This is a genomic window from Roseovarius sp. (genome assembly GCF_965228755.1).
Taxonomy (GTDB): Bacteria; Pseudomonadota; Alphaproteobacteria; order Rhodobacterales; family Rhodobacteraceae; genus Roseovarius.
Map to the genome: position 1 here is coordinate 1639296 of NZ_CBDDIG010000005.1, position 19344 is coordinate 1658639.

Annotated in this window: 18 protein-coding genes; 10 read left to right on the top strand and 8 right to left on the bottom strand. The window is 66.5% G+C overall.

Annotated features, from left to right (window positions below; genetic code table 11):
* Positions 1 to 103 precede the first annotated feature (103 nt).
* Together queA and ACO07J_RS11640 are read right to left on the bottom strand one after the other, a co-directional pair.
* Positions 104 to 1156 (bottom strand): tRNA preQ1(34) S-adenosylmethionine ribosyltransferase-isomerase QueA, encoded by a 1053-nt coding sequence (queA, locus tag ACO07J_RS11635; protein WP_422028998.1) that lies wholly within the window; start codon positions 1154 to 1156, stop codon positions 104 to 106.
* A 2-nt stretch (positions 1157 to 1158) separates the two neighbouring features.
* Positions 1159 to 4494: an AsmA-like C-terminal region-containing protein gene (locus ACO07J_RS11640; protein WP_422029000.1), complete on the bottom strand. Its 3336-nt coding sequence runs from the start codon at positions 4492 to 4494 to the stop codon at positions 1159 to 1161.
* A 93-nt stretch (positions 4495 to 4587) separates the two neighbouring features.
* Here ACO07J_RS11640 and ACO07J_RS11645 point away from each other — a divergent pair, with 93 nt between their 5' ends.
* From ACO07J_RS11645 to ACO07J_RS11660, 4 genes are all read left to right on the top strand, one after another.
* Positions 4588 to 5049 carry a peroxiredoxin gene (locus tag ACO07J_RS11645; protein WP_422029002.1) on the top strand — a complete coding sequence of 154 codons (462 nt, stop codon included), beginning with the start codon at positions 4588 to 4590 and terminating at the stop codon, positions 5047 to 5049.
* A gap of 20 nt (positions 5050 to 5069) precedes the next feature.
* On the top strand, positions 5070 to 5864 hold the full coding sequence (locus tag ACO07J_RS11650) for a ferritin-like domain-containing protein (RefSeq protein WP_422029771.1): 795 nt from the start codon (positions 5070 to 5072) through the stop codon (positions 5862 to 5864).
* Between the two features lie 203 nt (positions 5865 to 6067).
* Positions 6068 to 7387 carry a DUF5930 domain-containing protein gene (locus ACO07J_RS11655; RefSeq protein ID WP_422029004.1) on the top strand — a complete coding sequence of 440 codons (1320 nt, stop codon included), beginning with the start codon at positions 6068 to 6070 and terminating at the stop codon, positions 7385 to 7387.
* Entirely contained in the window at positions 7377 to 7925 is a 549-nt protein-coding gene (locus ACO07J_RS11660) for a bactofilin family protein (protein ID WP_422029006.1), read from the top strand. Before ACO07J_RS11655 ends, ACO07J_RS11660 begins: the two co-directional genes overlap by 11 nt.
* 111 nt (positions 7926 to 8036) lie before the next feature.
* On the opposite strand, the gene ACO07J_RS11665 is transcribed toward ACO07J_RS11660, so the two are convergent.
* The 5 genes from ACO07J_RS11665 to ACO07J_RS11685 form a co-directional block, all read right to left on the bottom strand.
* A complete protein-coding gene (locus ACO07J_RS11665; protein WP_422029007.1) occupies positions 8037 to 9278 on the bottom strand; it encodes a GAF domain-containing sensor histidine kinase in 1242 nt (413 codons plus the stop codon).
* A gap of 122 nt (positions 9279 to 9400) precedes the next feature.
* The gene (locus ACO07J_RS11670; protein ID WP_422029009.1) at positions 9401 to 9997 is read right to left on the bottom strand and encodes an amino acid synthesis family protein; all 597 of its coding nucleotides are present in this window, start codon (positions 9995 to 9997) and stop codon (positions 9401 to 9403) included.
* Positions 9987 to 11045, bottom strand: a complete 1059-nt coding sequence (locus ACO07J_RS11675; protein ID WP_422029011.1) for an LLM class flavin-dependent oxidoreductase — start codon at positions 11043 to 11045, stop codon at positions 9987 to 9989. Before ACO07J_RS11675 ends, ACO07J_RS11670 begins: the two co-directional genes overlap by 11 nt.
* 13 nt (positions 11046 to 11058) lie before the next feature.
* On the bottom strand, positions 11059 to 12528 hold the full coding sequence (locus tag ACO07J_RS11680) for an aldehyde dehydrogenase (protein WP_422029013.1): 1470 nt from the start codon (positions 12526 to 12528) through the stop codon (positions 11059 to 11061).
* Positions 12529 to 12541: 13 nt separating this feature from the next.
* Entirely contained in the window at positions 12542 to 13057 is a 516-nt protein-coding gene (locus tag ACO07J_RS11685; protein WP_422029015.1) for a flavin reductase family protein, read from the bottom strand.
* 120 nt (positions 13058 to 13177) lie between these two features.
* On the opposite strand from ACO07J_RS11685, the gene ACO07J_RS11690 reads away from it, so the two are divergent.
* The 3 genes from ACO07J_RS11690 (at position 13178) to ACO07J_RS11700 (ending at position 15467) form a co-directional block, all read left to right on the top strand.
* The gene (locus ACO07J_RS11690) at positions 13178 to 14020 is read left to right on the top strand and encodes a LysR family transcriptional regulator (RefSeq protein ID WP_422029017.1); all 843 of its coding nucleotides are present in this window, start codon (positions 13178 to 13180) and stop codon (positions 14018 to 14020) included.
* 130 nt (positions 14021 to 14150) lie between these two features.
* Entirely contained in the window at positions 14151 to 15197 is a 1047-nt protein-coding gene (locus ACO07J_RS11695; RefSeq protein ID WP_422029019.1) for a zinc-dependent alcohol dehydrogenase family protein, read from the top strand.
* A 141-nt stretch (positions 15198 to 15338) separates the two neighbouring features.
* Positions 15339 to 15467 carry a hypothetical protein gene (locus ACO07J_RS11700; protein WP_422029021.1) on the top strand — a complete coding sequence of 43 codons (129 nt, stop codon included), beginning with the start codon at positions 15339 to 15341 and terminating at the stop codon, positions 15465 to 15467.
* A 74-nt stretch (positions 15468 to 15541) separates the two neighbouring features.
* Here the strand turns inward: ACO07J_RS11700 and ndk are convergent, their stop codons facing one another.
* Positions 15542 to 15964 (bottom strand): nucleoside-diphosphate kinase, encoded by a 423-nt coding sequence (ndk, locus tag ACO07J_RS11705; RefSeq protein ID WP_300895991.1) that lies wholly within the window; start codon positions 15962 to 15964, stop codon positions 15542 to 15544.
* Between the two features lie 135 nt (positions 15965 to 16099).
* Here ndk and ACO07J_RS11710 point away from each other — a divergent pair, with 135 nt between their 5' ends.
* The 3 genes from ACO07J_RS11710 (at position 16100) to ACO07J_RS11720 (ending at position 19321) form a co-directional block, all read left to right on the top strand.
* Complete coding sequence (locus tag ACO07J_RS11710) at positions 16100 to 17953, top strand: ABC-F family ATP-binding cassette domain-containing protein (RefSeq protein ID WP_422029023.1); 1854 nt, start codon at positions 16100 to 16102, stop codon at positions 17951 to 17953.
* A 119-nt stretch (positions 17954 to 18072) separates the two neighbouring features.
* On the top strand, positions 18073 to 18702 hold the full coding sequence (locus ACO07J_RS11715; protein ID WP_422029025.1) for a MarC family protein: 630 nt from the start codon (positions 18073 to 18075) through the stop codon (positions 18700 to 18702).
* Positions 18703 to 18739: 37 nt separating this feature from the next.
* A complete protein-coding gene (locus ACO07J_RS11720; RefSeq protein ID WP_422029027.1) occupies positions 18740 to 19321 on the top strand; it encodes a retropepsin-like aspartic protease family protein in 582 nt (193 codons plus the stop codon).
* Positions 19322 to 19344: the final 23 nt, after the last annotated feature.

A 19344-nucleotide genomic window follows, 5' to 3' on the forward strand; every position in this document is an offset into this window, starting at 1 on the left:
ACTGTGCCTCCCGTACAGACCCGGCAAGAGTGCCTTAGCATGGCACAGATGTCAGGGCCAAAGCCGACTCGCGCTGGTCTGCCCGCGCCGCCCTGACAGCCTTTCAGCCGGGGATCAACAGCGAAGCATCTCCGTACGAGAAGAAACGGTACTCTTCGGCAATCGCGTGCTCATAGATCGTGCGGACCCGCGCCTGCCCCATCAGGGCCGAGACCAGCATCATCAGGGTCGAGCGCGGCAGGTGGAAATTGGTCATCAAAGCGTCGGTGACCCGGAAGGCGAAACCGGGATAGATGAAGATGTCGGTCTCGCCCCGCCACGGCGCGATCTGCCCGCTCTCCCGCGCGGCGCTCTCGATCAGGCGCAGCGCGGTGGTGCCGACGGGAATGACCCGATGGCCCGCCGCCTTGGTGGCGGCAATCTCGGCCGCGGCGGTCGCGCTCACCTCGCCCCATTCGGCATGCATCTTGTGGGTGGTGACATCTTCCACCTTGACCGGCAGGAAAGTGCCCGCGCCCACATGCAACGTGACATGAGTGAATGATACGCCCGCATCGGCCAGTTTCGCCAGCAGCGCCTCGTCGAAATGCAACGAGGCGGTCGGTGCGGCGACGGCACCCGCGTTGCGGGCCCAGACGGTCTGGTAGTCCTCGCGGTCCTGCGCGTCCGCCGCGCGGCGTGCGGCTATATAGGGCGGCAGCGGCATGGCCCCCGCCTCGTTGAGCGCCGCGTCGAAAGCCTCGCCCTCGAGGTTGAAGGCCAGTATCGCCTGCCCGTCTTCCTTCGAGACACAATGCGCCTCGAGCCCGGCCCCGAAGCGCACGACCTCGCCCTCGCGCAGCTTCTTCAGCGGCTTGACCATCGCCCGCCAGCCCCCGCCCGGCGCCGGATCAAGCAGCGTCACCTCGATCCGGGCCTCCGTCTCTCCCGTGGCACCCGCGCGCCGCCGCGTGCCCGACAGGCGCGCCGGGATCACCCGGGTGTCGTTCAGCACCAGCCGGTCGCCGGGGCGCAACCACCGGCCAAGGTCGGTCACGGTCGCGTCGGTAATCGCGTCGCCCTCGGCCACCAGCAGGCGGGCCGAGGTCCTGGGCCGCGCGGGCCGGGTGGCGATCAGCCGCTCCGGCAGATCGAAATCGAAATCGGAAAGCTTCATTCCTAGCGGTCCTGGGTCCGAGTCATGTCTTCCCGTGTTTCGCTTTCCTCCTCGTTCGACGCAACACCGGAACGTTTGGGCGGCGCCCGGCGAAAGATGTCGCGGAACATCCCCGGCGTCAGCACCGACAGCGGGTTGACCTGCACCTTGGGGTCGCTGGTCGGCCCCTTGAGCGCATACTGGAAGCCCAGAAGCCCCTCGCCCTGCCGCGAAAACAGCCCGCCCAGCATGTTGACGGCATAGACAGGGGAAATCACCCCTTCGATATCCATCTGCCCGGCTTCGAGCCAATAGTATCCTTCCATCGAGATACCGAGCGAAGCACCCACGGCGCTGCCGCTGTAAAGGGTCACCCTGTCAGGCCCGAGCTGGAACTCGGCCTCGACCCGGTTGAAATGCAGCCCCTCGCCGGCAAGCTGCTCGAGAATGCCCACCACGCTCAGCGCGTTCAGCAGGGCGGCCATGGCCGGCGCATCCTTGACCCGCAGGTTGTCGACGGTGAGCTTGCCGTCGTAGGTGCCTTCCCCCTGCCCCGGCACCAGCACCAGCACCAGCGAGCCGTCGCGCGCCTGTTTCAGCGCATTGGCCGAACGCAACACGCCGCCCGCGTCCTGCGAGGTGATGGTAAAGGCGCTGCGCCCGTCGCGAGGCAGCACGCGCCCGACGATGGGTGTGCCGCCGTTGACCTTGCCGGTGAACTTGCCGTCCGCGCCGCGTGACATGTCGAGCTCGGCGTTGAAATCGGTCAATGCGATCTTGTCCGAGATCTGCAGCCGGTCGAGCCTGAGCGACACGGGCCCCCGCTCGCCGCGCGGCCCGTCTCCCTTGGCGGCCAGCGAAGTCTGGCGCAGGTCGATCTCGCCGCCGGTGACACGCACCAGCGGCGGCTTGTTCGGCCCGAGCCCCACCAGGTCGACCGGCGCGTCGATCCACGAGCCAAGCTGGACCCGCCCGAAATTGGCCTGTTGCAGGGTGCCGTCGTCGTTCAGCGTGACCGACCCGCTGGCCCGCAGCCCGGCGGCGTCAAGCCGGATACGCTCGATCTTTGGTGGCTGACCCAGCGCGCCTTCCACCTCCAGCAGGCCGGTGGCGCTGGTGCCCATCGACCAGCCGAGCGGTCGCAGGCGCAGGGCCACCCCCGAGAGATCGGAAGACATCCGGAAGACCGGCGGCGTGTCATTCTCGAAGTCGATCTCGATCTGCCCCCGCCCGGATCCTGAAATGCTGCCCGGCGGCAGGCCGATGCGGAACTCGTCGGCGAACCGCTCCGACAGCTCGATCCAGCCATCCACATGCGCGCGCCCGTTGCTGCCCTCGACCAGTGGCATCGACCAGGTGCCCTCGAACGGCACCCGTCCGACACGGCCCTCGCCGGAGATGTTCAGCCGCTCGCTTGTCGCGTCGATCTTCAGCTCCGAGGCGGCCAGCACCCGGTCCTCGACCAGGGTTTCGCTGCGCACGTCCTTCATCGCGCCGGTCAGGCCAAACGCCACGTCCTCGGGCTGAAGGTCATCGACCACGAGGAAATCGAGCTGCCCTTCCAGCTGCGCCATCCCGTCGGCCAGCGTCACCGGGCGCCCGGCCTTGTCGAGAAAGCGGAACGGCTCCTCGTTCAGCAGCGACAGCGCCGCGGTGATCGTGCTGCGGGTCTTCAGCCGCACCGTGCCGGGGCCGCGCTTGATACCGATATCGGGGATGTCGAAGCTCGACCCGGAAATGTCGATCTTGCCGCCCTGCGCGGCGGTCACGTACCCTTCATGCGCTGCGATCACGAAGCGGTTGTCGTAAATGGTGGCGTGGCCCCGGCCGTTCTCGATCATCGGGACGTTCTTGATGAAGCGCGAGGTCAGTTCGGAAAAGTCGAAGCCGAGGAACACGTCGGGCTTGTGGCCGGGGACAGAGCGCAGCGCCATCTGGATATCGCTCAGCTTGGCGGTGACGATGTTCTCCTCGATCCATTTCCGGGTCTTGGGCTCGAGGCGTTCGGGCCAGAGTGTCATCAGCCGATCCGGGTCGATCCCCGGCAGGCGTCCGTCGACACTGACATACCAGCCATCTGATCGGGCCTGCACATCGCCCGAGACGACGAGATTGCGGCCCTGGTCCGACAGGCTCAGCTCGCCCAGCGTGATGCGGAACGGATCGAGTGTCAGGCGCATGTCCATGGTCGCGCCCTCGAAATCGACCGGCGCATCGTAGATTTCCATCGGGTTGGCCGTCAGGTCGCGCACCTGGAACTGCGAGACCAGCGCATTGGGCCAGCCGTCCTCCATCCCGGCCAGGTAGGTCTGGCCCTCGATCCGGGCGCTTGCCCATTTGCTTTGCACGTCGAGCGCGTGAAACCGGATGAGGTGGTCGGACGGGTCATAGGTGAAATGCGTGCTGGCGTGGTCGAAGGCCACCGGGCGGGCCGCCTCGTTCGGGTGCAGCACGCCCTTGCCGATCTCGAGCTTGGTGTCGAGAGGGCCAAGCTGCCCGTCCTCGTCCACCGCGGCGCGGACGGAGCCGGAAATGGGCGCCTCCAGCGCGGTCAGCCACGTCAGCGCGGGCGACTGGCCGGCGATGTCGCCCGCCGGCATGTCCTCGAAATCGATCGCAAATTCCGCCGCCGTCTCGCCGATCCGGCTGGAGTAGCCCACGGCCAGGGTGGTTGCGTAGTCGCGCGCACCCAGCAGCGCGAAATCCGACCGGATCGTCAGCTCCTGCCCGTCACGACGCATCTGGATGCGCCCGCCGTCGACCGTCCAGGCCTTGCCGGCGCGGGCATCCTCGAAACGCAGGGTCAGGTTGTCGGCCGAAACCTCCGTCAGGGCGGAAAAATGCGGGCGCTGAAAGAAATTGTCGGCCCGCTTGATCAGGGCCGTGACAGTCTCGGCCTCCTGCACGGGGTCGGGCGTGTCGCCGACGCTGACCCCCACCGCCCCGTCATTGGCCCGGCGCAGTGTCACCCGCGCGCCGTTCAGCGATATCCGTCCCGGCTGCAATTCGCCCTTCAGCAGCGGCCCGAGCGCCACGGCGCCCTGCACGTCGGACAGTTGCGCGACCGGCGTGCCGGCCTCGTCGCGGATCGTCACGCGGTGCAGCGCCAGCCGCGGCACCCAGTCGTTTTCCAGCACGATCGACACGTCGCCGAAACCGACCGACATGCCCTGCACGTCGCTGTTGATCCTTTCGGTAATCCGTGCGCGCAGCCAGTCGGGTGCCGACAGCCGCGTCCCGACCAACGACATCACGGCAACGCCCGCGGCCATGACCAGCGCGACCAGCAGCGCCCCGCTCCACAGCCCCGCCTTCTTCAGGCGCCGGGCGCGCGGCCGTTCCTGTTTTTCATCGGTCATTCTTGTCTTCAAACGGTGACCTGCCTCTGGCTGTTTATACTGGCCTCTCGCGCCCTAATATGAAACTCAATTCTTTGTTGAAGGAGAATCCCCATGCTGAAACCCGCCGAGGCCGCCCCCGATTTCACCCTGCCCCGCGATGGCGGCGGGAATGTGACCCTGTCCGAACTGCGCCCCGCCCCGGTCGTCCTGTTCTTCTATCCCAAGGACGACACGTCGGGCTGCACCAAGGAAGCCATCGCCTTTACCGGGCTGGGCCGTGAGTTCGAAGCGGCCGGCGCGAAGGTGTTCGGCATCTCGAAGGATACCGTCGCCAAGCACGACAAGTTCCGTGACAAGCACGAGCTTGGCATTCCGCTGCTGTCCGATGCCGAGTCCGACGTGTGCGAGCAATACGGCGTCTGGAAGGAAAAGAGCATGTACGGCAAGAAATTCATGGGGATCGAGCGGACCACCGTGCTGATCGGCGGCGACGGCAAGGTCGTGCAGGTCTGGCCCAAGGTGAAGGTGCCGGGCCATGCCGAAGAGGTGCTCGAGGCGGTGAAGGCGCTTTGACGCAGCCGACCCTGTCGCAGATGGCGGTGGAGGTTCTGACCACTGCCGACGGGCGCGAGAAGACGGCCCTGTCGCGCCGTCATGCGGCCACGTGGTTTGCCGCGCGGGAGGCGGGCGAGACGATCCCGCTGGGGCATGCCACACCGCCCGATTTCCCCGCAAGGCCCGACAGGCCGGAGCTTCTCGACCCGCGCGACGTGCCGCGTCGCCGGCCCGGTTCGCCCAAGGGACGGCTGGCGATCCTGCACGCGGTGGCACATATCGAGCTGAACGCGGTCGACCTGCACTGGGATATCATCGCGCGCTTTACCGACGTGCCGATGCCCGTCGGCTTCTACGATGACTGGGTGAAGTCGGCGGACGAGGAATCGAAGCATTTCAACCTGATATGCGACTGTCTTGAGGCTCAGGACAGCTTTTACGGCGCCATGCCCGCCCATGCCGGCATGTGGCGTGCGGCCTCGGACACGGCAGAGGATTTCATGGGCCGGCTGGCGGTCGTTCCCATGGTGCTCGAGGCGCGGGGGCTCGACGTGACGCCGGGGATGATCGCCCTGTTCGAAAAGGCAGGAGAGACCGGCGCAGTCGAGGCGATGAAGGTGATCTATGCCGAGGAAGTGCACCACGTGGCCTATGGCTCCAAATGGTTTCACTTCCTCTGCGGGAGGCACGAGCACGACCCGAAGGAGGCGTTTCACACTCTCGTCCGCCGCTATTTCCACGGGGCGCTGAAGCCGCCCTTCAACGAGGAAAAACGCGCCGAAGCCGGCCTGCCGCCCGACTTCTACTGGCCGCTTGCCGACAGGGCCGGCTGAGTCGCACCGGCCCTTTCGCACTCAACCCATTGAGATCGGCAATTTTTTGCCGCCTGTGCGGCAAATTGCCGGTTTCATGGACTCAGGTGTCCAAAAACCTTGCTCATCGGGAATCCAGCCGCTAATCACTTCGGAGGCCCTCGTGAAAGAAAAAGTGAACAGCGGGGCCGCCTTGGGGATGGGGCAATAGGGACGGGGTTTACGTGCGAACACGACTCGCAATCAAGTTTCATGCGTTTCTGGAAAGATATTTCCCGGAGCGCAGGGTTTTCCTCCGGTCAGACAACGACACGCGGTTCATCCGCCTGAAGCCCGGGTCTCAACTTATTGCCTTCGTTGGCGTTTCGGCTGTCCTTGCCTGGACAATCATCGCCACCGCCGTTCTGCTGATGGATTCCATCGGATCCGGCAACTTCCGCGAACAGGCCAAGCGTGACCAGCGCACCTACGAGGCGCGGCTCAACGCGCTCGAGGCCGAACGCAACACCCGCGCCGAGGAAGCGGCCACCGCGCAGGAGCGTTTCAACTCGGCCCTGAAACAAATCTCGACCATGCAATCCGACCTGCTGGCCTCCGAAACCCGCCGGCGGGAGCTTGAAACCGGGATCGAGGTCATCCAGTCCACGCTGCGCCGCACCATGAAGGAGCGCGACGCCGCCCGCGAGGAAAGCGAGAGCCTGGCGCTCGCCCTCAGGGACAGCGCACCGGACACCTTGGCCGACAAGGAGGGGATGGGCACCGAAGCGACGCTCGAAACCCTGACCGCCGCCCTCTCCGACACCGCCCGCCAGCGCGACAAGATCAGCAACGACGCCGAACTGGCCCTGCTCGAGGCCGACGAGATGGCCGCGCAGATCCAGCTGATGAAGGACCAGAACGACCAGATATTCCGCCAGCTCGAAGACGCTATGACGATCTCGGTCGAACCGCTCGACAAGATGTTCACCGCCGCCGGCATGGATACCGACAACATGCTCGACACCGTGCGCCGCGGCTATTCGGGCCAGGGCGGGCCGCTGATGCCGCTTTCATTCTCGACCAGGGGCGAGGAGCCGACGCCCGACGCCATGCGCGCCAACCGGATCCTGAACCAGCTCGACCGGCTGAACCTCTACCGCATCGCCGCGCAAAAGGCCCCGTTCGCCCTGCCCGTGAAATCGACCTTCCGTTACACCTCGGGCTTCGGCATGCGCTGGGGGCGGATGCATTCCGGTACCGATTTCGCGTCGAAACACGGCACGCCGATCTATGCCACCGCCGACGGGATCGTCACCCATGCCGAGTGGCTGTCGGGCTATGGCCGGCTGGTGAAGATCCAGCACGAGTTCGGCATCGAGACCCGCTACGCCCATATGTCGCGCATTCGGGTCGAAAAAGGCCAAAGGGTCTCGCGCGGGGAACGTATTGGTGATATGGGGAACACTGGACGTTCCACGGGCACGCATCTACACTACGAGGTCCGTGTCGGCGGCAAGGCCGTCAACCCCATGATATACATCAAGGCTGCGAGAAATGTTTTCTAAGAGCAAAATCAACGATCCCGCCCCCAAGCAAGACACCGCGGCCAAGCCGGCCATCCCGGAAAAGCCGGACACGTCGCGCAGCGACTCACCGTCGACCGAGTTCAAGGCGACCGCGCCCAAGGCCAAGCCGCCGGCATCGGTGCTTTCCTCTGACCTGCACGTCACCGGCAACCTGAAGACCACCGGCGATATCCAGGTCGAAGGCACGGTCGAAGGCGACATCCGCGCGCACCTGCTGACCATCGGCGAAGGCGCCACGATCAAGGGCGAGGTGATCGCCGATGACGTGGTGATCAACGGCCGTATCGTGGGCCGCGTCCGTGGCCTGAAGGTGCGCCTGACCTCGACCGCCCGGGTCGAAGGCGACATCATCCACAAGACCATCGCCATCGAATCCGGCGCCCATTTCGAGGGCTCGGTTCAGCGGCAGGACGACCCGCTCAATTCCAAACCGAAGAACCAGCAGCATGGCGGCGGTCAACAGAACCCGCAGGGCCAGCACAAGCCCCAGCAGGTTCAGGAATCCGCCAAGGGCTGAGCTTTACCGCCCGGGATCTTCGGGGACAGACGAAAAGGCGCCGTGCCTCGCAGCGGCGCCTTTTTCATGTCCGGCAAACGCGGGTTTGCCGGTCCGGCCCACCCTGCCGGATCAGGCGGCCGGCGCGGTCAGCGGCAGCGTGAAGGCGAACGTCGTGGTCCCGCCCTCGCAGGTCACGCCGATCTGTCCGTTATGTGCCTCGGCGATGGTCGCGGCGATATAAAGGCCGAGGCCAAGCCCCTCGCCCTCGGCATGGGTGCCGCGCTGGAACGGGTGGAACAGCTTGTCGCGCAGATCGCCGGGCACGGCGAGGCCGCGGTTGCTGACGGTGATCGACACCTCGCTCTCGCCGGTGTGACCCCGCACCTCGATCGGCGAGCCGGGCGTGCCGTGGCGCACCGCGTTCGACAGCAGGTTCAATACCGCCTGCGCGACCCGCGGCGCATCGCAGGCAACCGGACGGGTGAGGGTGAGATCGAGGTTGATGGTGCTTTCCGGTTCGGCGGCGCGGATCTCCTCGACCACCTGTCGCACGGCGTCCGCCAGCGGCGCGTCGGGCGTCAGGGTTACGCGGATGCCGCCGCCCAGCCGGGCGCGGGCGTGCAGCATGATGTTCGAGATCAGGTCGTTCATCCGGTAGAGCGACGACCGCATCAGCGGCAGGATCATGCGCGCCTTGTCGTTCAGCGGCTCGCGCTCGAGCTGGCGGATGCCGGCCGAGAAGGCCGCGACCGGGTTGCGCAGATCGTGCCCCAGCACCGCCACCAGTTCATCCTGCAGGCGGGCCAGTTCCTTCTCATGGGCGAGGTTGTGCTCCTGCGCCTCCAGCCGCTCCTCGGTCTCGAGGCTGCGGCCGATGACGTCGGCGAACATCTCCAGCATCGCCACCACGCGCGCATCCTTGACGTCGCGCGGCTCGGTGTCGATGGCGCAGAGCGTACCGAAAAAGCTGCCGTCGCTGCGGTAGATCGGGATCGAGGCGTAGCTGACGATGCCGAATTTCCGCGCGATCGGATGGTCCTTGTAGATGTCATCCGTGCCGCTGTCGTTGAACAGGACCTTCTCCGCGCTGGTCCGGACGATCTGGCAGAAGGTCGACTCGATGTCGATCTCGTCCCCCTCGGCCAGGCCGAAATTCACCTCGTCCACCGTCCGGCAGGCCACCCAGCGCTCGGCCGTGACGCGGGCGACGGCGGCAAAGCGCATGTTCGTCGCCAGCATCACCGTCTCGAGGATGGTGCCGACGGTATCGCTACCGGCGATCCGGTCGATATCGGTCTGGAAATCATGCCGCTGCGCAAGGAATGCGGCGTGGTCCTGCATCGCCGCCTGCGGCAGTGAACTCTGGCTCATACTCGTCCCGTACAATCGTATCTCCGGCGCCCGGCCGCCGCCGGGCGGAAAAGGCGGAGCGCGGGGTCATATACCGGCCATTTGCAAGGAATGGCAATATACCCGCGCCGCCGCCGCCGCCGTCAGACACCAGCCGGGTTGTCGACGTCATGCCCCATCGCCCGCAGATCGGCATAGCGGTCGCCGATCCGGTGGTTCGGATGCCCGCCCACCGAGGCGCCGAGCGCGATGACCACCTCGTCGGGGGCCGGCGCATCGGGGATGTTTAGATGGATCGTCTGGTAATGCGAGCGCATGCCGGCATCGTCCTTGTGCATCAGCGGGATCATGATCGGCTGCCCTGCCCCGCCCCGACCGTTGGTGAAGGCGAGGTAGGACTTCGCCTTGATCGCATCGCGCAGCTGGTTGCCGAACCACAGCGAATGGGTCAGCGCCTGCGCATGTTCGACCTCGCCGCCCATGCCCACCACCGCGGCCTTGCCGCAGCCCTCCAGCGTGTCACCGGTCACGTCGAGCAGCATCTCGGTCAGCAGCCTGCCGATCTGGGGGCAGATATCCTGCACCTCGGGGCTCAGGTCTTCGACGTGCTCCCGCCCGAACCACGGGTTGCGGATCACCGCCAGCGCAGCCACCAGTTTGGTGGGCGTCGCCACCTCCTTCCAGCCTTCCTTGTAGGTGGTCTGCACCTGCAGAAGCGTGCGCCTGATCTCAGCCGGCATGGGCCACCTCCTTTTCCGCGAACTCGGGCATCACCTTGTCGATGAACAGCTGCAGCGAGCGTTTCTGCTGGGCCATGTCCATGCCCATAGAGGCGTAGTAGACGAAGGCATCGGCGCCCACGGCCTCGTGCGCCTTCAGTTTCCCGATCACCTGCTCGGGGCTGCCGAACATCAGGTTTTCTTCCAGCATCTCGGGGTCGACGCGGGCATTGCCATCCAGCTCCTCCAGTGGAATTTGCTCCGGGAAGCCATTGATAACCTCGCCCTTTTTCATCATCAGGTTGCCGAACTGTCCCAGCACGTGTCGGATCGAACCCATCGCCGCCTTCCGGTCCGCCTCGGTCTCGTAGACGGCCGCATGGCGCATCACGGCCCATGTACCCCTGAACGGCTTGCCTGCCTTCTCGACCGCCTCGTCGAGCCGGCGGCGATAGGTCTGCACCTCCGACAGCGGCATGGTCAGCGGCCAGCTCAGGATGTCGCAGTCATGCTCGACCGCATAGTCGAAGGTGATCGGCGCGCGGGCCGCCACCCAGACCGGCACCTTCTGCTGCACCGGCTTGGGGCAGGACGTGGCGGTGGGGAACTGCCAGTACTCGCCATCATGGGCATAATCGCCCGCCCAGAGCTTCTGCACCACGGGCAGCATTTCCTGCATGTAACGCCAGCTATCCTTCTGATCGAGGCCAGGCTTCATCCGGTCGAACTCTCGCTGGTAAGCCCCTGATCCGATGCCGAATTCCAGCCGTCCGTCGCTCAGCAGGTCCAGCATCGCCGCCTCGCCGGCCAGGTTGATCGGGTGCCAGTAGGCGGCGTTCACCACGCCGATGCCCAGCCGGATGTTCTTGGCATGCTCGCCCCACCATGTCAGGATCTGGAACGGGTTGGGCGCGATGGTCATCTCGAGCGCGTGGTGCTCGGCCGCCCAGGCGATCTCGAACCCGGCCGCATCGGCCATCTTCACCATCTCGAGCGTGTGGTCGCGCACCTCGCGCATGTCCGTCTCGGGGCTCATGCGTTCGAGGTTGATTGCCAAATGGAACTTCATCACTCTCTCCTTCTCATCGCATCTGGAACGGGTTGCCGACCGGCTCGTCGGACATGTTCATCCACACGGTCTTGGGGCGGGTGTAGTCGTAGACCGCCTGGAACCCGCTTTCCCGGCCATAGCCGGAGGCCTTGACCCCGCCGAAGGCCGCCACGGGCGAGATCGCCCGGTAGGTGTTGACCCAGACGATCCCGGCGCGCACGGCGCGGCTCATCCTAAGGGCACGGGCGCTGTCGCGGGTGAAGATGCCGGCGGCCAGCCCATGCTCGGTGTCGTTGGCCAGGCGCAGCGCCTCCTCCTCCGTGCGGAAGCGCAGCACGCAAAGGACCGGGCCGAAAAGCTCGGTATCGACGATCTTCAGGTCGGGCGACGGGCAGTCGATCACGGTGGGCTGAAAAAACATCTCCCCCGCCTCGGCCCGCTGGCCGCCGCAGACCACGGTCGCGCCTTCCGCGACCGCGCCGGCGATCTCGCGCTCGATGGTCTCGATCTGGCCCTTCGTGCAGAGCGGGCCCATCTCGGTCTCCTCCGCCATCGGGTCGCCGATGCGGATGCCCTCGGCGATCCCCTTCATCCGGGCGATGAAGTCGTCCGCCACATCCTCGTGCACGATCAGGCGGGAGCCGGCCACGCAGCTTTGCCCCGATGCGCCGAAAATCCCGGCGACGGAGCCGTTCACGGCACTCTCCAGATCCGCGTCATCGAACACGATGAAGGGCGACTTGCCGCCCAGTTCGAGGCTCACCTCGGCGAAGTTGCTGGCCGAGTTCATGATGACATGCCGCGCCGCCACCGGCCCGCCGGTAAAGCTGATCCGCGCCACCAGCGGGTGCGAGGTCAGCGCCTTGCCGCAGGGGTCGCCATGGCCCGAGACGATGTTGACCACCCCGTCGGGAATGCCCGCCTCGGCGATCAGCCGGCCGAATGCGAGGATCGCCGCGGGCGCCTGTTCCGAGACCTTGAGGACCACCGTGTTGCCCGCCGCCAGCGCCGGGCCGATCTTGACCGCGGTCAGGAACAGCTGGCTGTTCCACGGCACCACGGCGGCGACCACGCCCAGCGGTTCGCGGTTGGTGAAAACGAACAGGTCGGGCTTGTCGATGGGCAGGGTTTCCCCGCCGATCTTGTCGGCGGCGCCGGCGTAGAAATGGAAGAACTCGGCGATATACTTGGCCTGCCAGCGGGTTTCCTTGAACATCTTGCCGCTGTCGCGCGTCTCGATCTCGCCCAGCTCCTCCGACCGGTCGGCCAGCAGGTCGCCCAGCTTGCGCAGGCAGCGGCCCCGCTCGGTGGGGGTCATGCGCGACCAGGGGCCCTCGTAACAGGCCGCGTGGGCCGCTTTCACCGCCCGGTCGATGTCCTCTGCCGTGGCCTCGGGCGCGGTGGCCCAGGCTTTTCCGGTGGCGGGGTTCACCGTCTCGAACCGGCCCCCGTCGGAGGCGGCGACCCACTGGCCGCCGATCAGCATGTTGTAGTCTTCCATCTCTCCTGCTCCTTCATCCGGCATGGGCGTGCGGCACGACCCGGTGATAGGCCCCCTCGCGATAGGCGAGCGGCGGCGCGGCGCCATCCAGCACATGTTGCACATGACCCAGTATGATCACGTGGCTGCCGGAGCGCACCACCTGCTGCAGGCCGCATTGAAAGGCGGTGGCCCCGTCGATCACCGGCGCCTCGCCGCGGAGGGCGAACATCTCGATCCCGTCGAACCGGTCGGGCACGATCCCGTCGTGCCGCCCGGCAAAGCGGTCGGCGACGTCGGCGAAGCCCTCGGGCAGGACGTTGACGCAGAACCGCCCGTTTTCCTGCACCACCCCCGCGATCCGGCTTTGCGCGGCAAGGCAGACCAGCACGGTGGGCGGGTCGGCCGAGACGGAGGAGAAGGCGCTGACCGTGGCGCCTGCCCGGCCCGCCGGGCCGTCGCTCGTCACCACCGTGACCGAGGCCGCCACGCGGCGCATGGCCGAGATGAAATCCTGTCTGGGTGCAAGCCCGTGGGTCTGCCGAACCATGTCGCATCTCCTGTTTTCGCATCCTGTCGCACCGTCAGGGGTGCCACAGAATCTCAATTCTTGAAAACGAATTGTTTTGCGGAATAAGTTCGGGATATTCGAATTGTGAGGCCCGCCCCCATGAACATCACCGCGCTGCAGACCTTCCTTGCCATCGTCGACACCGGCAGCCTCGTCCGGGCCTCGCAGGTGCTGCATGTCACCCAGTCGACCGTCACGGCCCGGCTGCAGACACTGGAGGACGGGCTTGGCCAGCAACTGCTGAACCGCCAGAAATCGGGCACCACGCTGACCCCGGCGGGCACGCGACTGTTGCGCTATGCCCGGATCATGACCGGGCTCTGGCGACAGGCGCAGCTCGAAACCAGCCTGCCGGCCGGGCTGGCCTCGGTCTGTACCTTCGGCTGCGACCGCGAGCTGTGGCACGGGCCGGGGCGCGACTTCTTCGACGGGGTGCTGTCGGGCAGCCCCGAGATGGCCGTTTCCGTCCTGCAGGGCAGCGCGCGGGATCTCGAGGAATGGCTGGCCAACGGCATGGTCGACGTGATCCTGACCTTCGACTCGGTCACCCGCGGCAACCAGACGGTGCACCCCCTGCCGGCCGAGGAGCTGGTGCTCTATTCCGACCAGCCGGACACGCCGATCGACAAGGGGCCGTTCTATATCTTCGTCGATCACGGCGCCGAGTACCGCCGCCAACATGCCGAAACCTATTACGGCGCGGGGGTGGCGAGGGTCAGCCTCGACAGCTCGTGGTGGGCGCTGCAGACCATGCTGGACAGGGGCGGCTCGGCCTACCTGCCCCGCGCGCTGGCCGAGCCCTACGTGGCCGAGGGCAAGCTCTTCCAGCTCGATGCGCCGGTCTACACGCGCAAGAAGAACCTCATCGTCAACGACGCCGCGGCCCGGAGGTGGACATGGTTCGCCCCGCTCGTGGCCAGGATGACCGCTGCCGAAACATGAACGAAAGGTTAATGCCGGAGCCTGTCGGCGCGCGCCGCCCCTTGCTTCATCTTTCCAAAAATACTCAAATCCGCAGGCAGGCCACGCGGTGGCTCCGGCGCAATTCAAACACACAAGGTTAAGATATCGTATGAAAGCCGCCCTGATGATGGAATATGACGGCGAGCTTCCGCTCGAAACCGTCCCCGACCCGACCTGCCCGCGCGACGGGGCCGTCGTGGCGGTGCGCGCCTGTGGCGTGTGCCGGTCCGATCACCACGCGTGGAAGGGCGCCGACCCGGACGTGGCGCTGCCGCACGTGATGGGGCATGAATTCGCGGGCGAAATCCTCGAAACCGGCCAGGACGTGCGCGCCTTTGCCGTGGGTGACAGGGTCACGGCGCCCTTCATCCTGGGCTGTGGCACCTGCCCCGATTGCCGCGGCGGCGAGCCCACGATCTGCAACCACCAGGAGGTGATCGGCTTCACCGGCTGGGGCGCCTTTGCCGAGCGGGTGGTGATCCGCCGGGCCGATTTCAACCTCGTGCGCCTGCCCGAGAATGTCGACTACACCGCTGCCGCCGGGATGGGCTGCCGCGTGACCACCGCCTTTCGCGCCGTGGTCGACCGGGGGCGCTTGCAGCCCGGGGAGTGGCTGGCGGTGCATGGCTGCGGCGGCGTGGGCCTGTCGGCGATCATGATCGGCGCGGCCCTGGGGGCGCCGGTGGTGGCGGTGGATATCAACTCGGACGCGCTGAAGATGGCAGAGGCATTCGGCGCCACGGCCACGGTCAACGCGAGCGACGGCGATGTCGGCGCGGCGGTGCGCGAGATCACGCGAGGCGGCGCGCATGTCTCGGTCGAGGGGCTGGGGATCACCGCGACCTTCGAGAATTCCCTGCGCTCCCTGCGCAAGATGGGCCGGCATGTGCAGATCGGGATGCCGGTGGGCGCGCACGCCACCCCGCCCCTGCCCCTGCTGGAGCTGGTCTATGCCCGGCAGCTGACCCTGCACGGCACGCGCGGCATCGGCGCGACGCGGTTTTCGGCGCTGTTCGAGATGATCGCGGCCGGCCGGCTTGACCCGTCGCGGCTGGTCACCCGCACCATTCCGCTTTCGGGCGCGGCGGCGGCCCTGCGCGAGATGGATGGTTTCCAATCCAGCGGGGTAACGGTGATCGATCGCCTAGATTGTTGATATTTAGGCAACAAGTTCGCCCATCTGGCCGATTGAGCCTGTGGAAAAGTGTAGATTCGCACTCTTCTTTATGAAAGCCTTGTGACAAGGGCGCCGGTTGGCGCAAGTCAGCCGCGCTCTGTAAAGAGTAGGGAGCCGAGCATGGCCAAGACAGCGACACCGCCGCCGGACAAGGGCAAACCCAAGCCCCAGAACCCGACGAAATCCACACCCAATTCGCCGCGCGTCACAAGTACGACCCGCGTGTTCAACGACTTCGCCGCCATCTGAGCGCGGCGCAAAAACGAAAAGGCCGCCCCCTTTGACAGGCGCGGCCAATCCGAACGGGGCAGTAGGGACGGCGCTTAGCCGACCAGTTCGAGACCCGAGAAGAAATAGGCGATTTCGACCGCCGCGGTTTCCGGTGCATCCGACCCGTGAACCGAGTTCTCGCCGACGGATTCAGCGAATTCCGCCCGGATCGTGCCCGGCGCCGCATCCGCGGGGTTGGTGGCCCCCATCACGTCGCGGTTCTTGGCGATGGCGCCCTCGCCTTCCAGCACCTGCACGACGACCGGCGCGCTGGCCATGAATTCGCACAGCTCATCGTAGAACGGGCGTTCCTTGTGGACAGCGTAGAACACGCCGGCCTGTGCCTTGGTCAGGTGGATGCGTTTCTGGGCGACGATGCGCAGGCCCGCCTCCTCGAACTTGGCGTTGATCTTGCCGGTCAGGTTCCGGTTGGTGGCATCGGGTTTGATGATGCTCAGCGTGCGTTCGACAGCCATGTCAGCCTCTTTTCCTTGGGTTATGCGCGCGGGGGCAATGCGCCCGCGCCGAAAGATCGCGGCTCCGATAGCATGGGGGATAGTGATTGAAAAGCCGCGATTGACCATGCCGGCGGGATGGGGCATGCGGGGGCCATGCTGCGGATTGACGACATATCCTATTCGGTGGCGGGCCGCCCCCTGATCGAACACGCCTCGGCGGTGATCCCCGAGGGGCACAAGGTGGGCATGGTCGGACGCAACGGCACCGGCAAGACCACGCTCTTCCGGCTGATCCGGGGCGAGCTGGCGCTGGAGGGGGGCGAGATCAGCCTGCCCAAGCGCGCCCGCATCGGCGGGGTCGACCAGGAAGTGCCGGGCAACGAGGTGTCGCTTCTGGATACGGTGTTGAAGGCCGACACGGAACGCGCTGAATTGCTTGAGGAATCGATGACCGCGACCGAGGCGGGCCGGATCGCCGAGATCCAGACGCGGCTGGCCGATATCGACGCGTGGTCGGCCGAGGCGCGGGCGTCGTCGATCCTCAAGGGGCTGGGCTTCACCGACGAGGAGCAGGCGATGCCCTGCTCGGCCTTCTCGGGCGGCTGGCGGATGCGCGTGGCGCTGGCGGCGGTGCTGTTCTCGGCGCCGGACCTGCTGCTGCTCGACGAGCCGACCAACTATCTCGACCTCGAAGGCGCCTTGTGGCTCGAGAATTACCTCGCCCGCTATCCGCATACCGTGCTGATCATCAGCCACGATCGCGGGCTTTTGAACCGGGCGGTGGGGGCGATCCTGCACCTCGAGGACCGCAAGCTGACGCTATACCAGGGCGGCTATGACCGGTTCTCCGAGACCCGCGCCGCCAAGCTGGCCGCGGCGGAGTCGGAGGCCAAGAAGCAGGAGGCGCGGCGGGCGCATCTGCAATCCTACGTCGACCGGTTCCGCTACAAGGCCGACAAGGCGAAACAGGCGCAGGCGCGGATCAAGGCGTTGTCGAAGATGCAGCCGATCACCCGGCCGCAGGAGGCCGCGCTCCGGGCGTTTTCCTTCCCCGAGCCGGAGGAGCTGTCGCCGCCGATCCTGCGGCTCGAGGACGCCGCGGTGGGGTATGACGGGCGCGCGGTTCTGAAGCGGCTCGACCTGCGGATCGACCAGGATGACCGGATCGCCCTGCTGGGCCGCAACGGCGAGGGGAAATCGACGCTTTCCAAGCTGTTGGCGGGCAAACTTGAGGCGATGGAGGGGCAGATGCACGCCTCCTCCAAGCTGCGGGTGGGGTATTTCGCCCAGCACCAGCTCGAGGAGTTGCGCCCCGACGAAACACCGCTCGACCATATCCGCCGGATGCGGCCGGGCGAGGCGCCGGGCAAGCTGCGCGCGCGGCTGGGCGGTTTCGGCATCGGCGCCGAGCAGGCGGATACCGAGGCCGGGCGGCTGTCGGGCGGGCAGAAGGCACGGCTGTCGCTCTTGCTGGCGACGCTCGATGCGCCGCATATGCTGATCCTCGACGAGCCCACCAACCACCTCGATATCGAGAGCCGCGAGGCGCTGGTGGAGGCGGTGACGGCCTATACCGGGGCGGTGATCCTGGTGAGCCATGACATGCACTTGCTGAGCCTCGTGGCGGACCGGCTGTGGCTGGTGAAGGACGGGCGGGTGCGGCCCTATGACGGGGATCTGGAGGCGTACCGGCAGATGCTGCTCGGCGGGAATGGCGAGGAGAAGGCGGCGCCGCGGTCCAAGGCGGAGAAGGTGAAGCGCCCCTCGCGGGATGCCCTCCTCGCCATGCGGCAGGAGGTGAGGAAATGCGAGGAACGCGTTGAAAAGCTTCATGAAATGCGCGACCGGATATCCAGGAAACTGGCCGATCCGGAGCTTTACGACGAGACCCGCGCCGGGGACATGGCCGAGTGGCAGAAGAAATATGCCGAGGTGATGAACGGGCTCGACCGGGCCGAGGCGCTGTGGATGACTGCGCTGGAAAAGCTGGAGCGGGCCGAGGGGTGACGGCCCTGAAATGGCCGGATTTCCAACGTCGGTATAACGTCGGTATTTTGTCGGTATTGCGTCGGTGCGGATGACCGACGCGCCTTCCCCCCACCGCCCCCATCTGCAATGGTAGCCCCATGGATACCGGGTTTCTCATCACCGCCTTCGTGACCCTCGTGGTCATCATCGACCCGGTCGGCATGACGCCGCTCTTCGTGGCGCTGACGCAGGGCATGACGGGCGCCCGCCGCCGGGCCATCGCGCTGCGCGCCTGCATCACCTCGGCCCTGATCCTGATCGTGTTCGCCGCCTTCGGCGAGGCGGTGCTGGGCTTCGTCGGCATCTCGATGCCCGCCTTCCGCATCGCCGGCGGCATCCTGTTGTTCCTGACCGCGCTCGACATGCTGTTCGAGCGGCGCACCAAGCGGCGCGAGGGCACGGCACAGGCCGAGGAGGAGGATGACGACAGCGACGACCCCTCGGTCTTTCCGCTGGCCATTCCGCTGATTGCCGGGCCGGGCTCGATCGCCTCGGTGATCCTGCTGGCCGGGCAGCGGCCGGGGCTGGAGGGGCTGGCCTGGGTGGTGGGCGTGATGCTGACGGTGCTGGGGATCGTCTTCGTGCTGTTCCTGACCGCCGGGCTGCTGGAGCGGGCGCTGGGGCGGACGGGGATCAACGTGGTCACCCGCCTGCTGGGCATGCTGCTGGCGGCGCTGGCGGTGCAGTTCGTCCTCGACGGGCTGCGCGGCTTCGGGCTGGCGGCGTGACCTTCCCAACCGCCGCGTGCAGGACTATATCCGACGCATGAGCGAATTCGATTATGCCCGCCTCTTCTACCTCGTGCTGCTGGGCAGCGCCGTGGTGCTTTGGTTCTTCGCGCAGAACCGCAATTCCCTTGGCAAGATCACCCAGCAGGCGATCATCTGGGCATTGATCTTCGTCGGCGTGATCGCCGCGGTGGGCCTCTGGGGCGATATCCGCAACACGGTCATGCCCGGGCAGGCCGTTGTGGCCGAGGACGGGCGGATCGAACTGCCCCGCGCGGCGGATGGGCATTACTACCTGACGGCCGACGTGAACGGCGCGCCGATCCGTTTCGTGGTCGATACCGGGGCGAGCCAGATCGTGCTGACCAAGGCGGATGCGGAAACGGCCGGGCTGGCGACCGAGGAGCTTTCCTTCGTCGGCCGGGCCTATACCGCCAATGGCGAGGTGCGCACGGCGCCGGTGCGGCTGGAGCGGGTCGAGGTGGGGCCGCTGGTCGACGAGGACGTGCGCGCGGTGGTCAACGAGGGCGAGCTGGACCAGTCGCTTCTGGGGATGGAGTACCTGCAGCGGTTCACCAGCGTCGAGATCACCAACGGGACGCTGGTGCTGACACGCTGACGCGCTTTACCGTGCCTTAACCA